The sequence below is a fragment of the Mesorhizobium sp. M00.F.Ca.ET.216.01.1.1 genome (assembly GCF_004010325.2).
In the GTDB taxonomy this organism is placed as follows: Bacteria; Pseudomonadota; Alphaproteobacteria; order Rhizobiales; family Rhizobiaceae; genus Mesorhizobium.
This window is the reverse complement of the sequence record NZ_SADR02000600.1, coordinates 1-281: the sequence shown is the minus strand read 5'-3', so window position 1 is coordinate 281 and position 281 is coordinate 1. Positions and strand designations below refer to the sequence as shown.

Annotated in this window: 1 pseudogene; it reads right to left on the bottom strand. The window is 70.1% G+C overall.

What is annotated here, in order from left to right:
* Positions 1-156: 156 nt before the first annotated feature.
* Positions 157-281, bottom strand: a pseudogene (locus EN859_RS40180) (TetR family transcriptional regulator); the annotation flags it as partial.

Below are 281 nucleotides of genomic sequence, written 5' to 3'. Positions count from 1 at the left end.
CATAGACGGGCTGGCCGGGGTGCCCAGCATCTTCGAGTTCCTGGGCGCTGCAGACGACCGCCCCGCAGCCGGCAAGGCGCTTCGGCATTTCGGCACGGAGACGCTGGAAGGCGGCGTGGTGTGGCTGCGGTACAAGGTGGAGGCGGCGGCGTGAAGCTAGCCGGCCTTCGTCGCCCCGAACCGCAGCCCGTCCATCAGGAGCTTCACCAGCCGCCCCGACCGCTCGCGCCAGTCGGGCGTGTTGGGGGCGGAGTAGATGCCGCCCAGCGCATGCATCACAT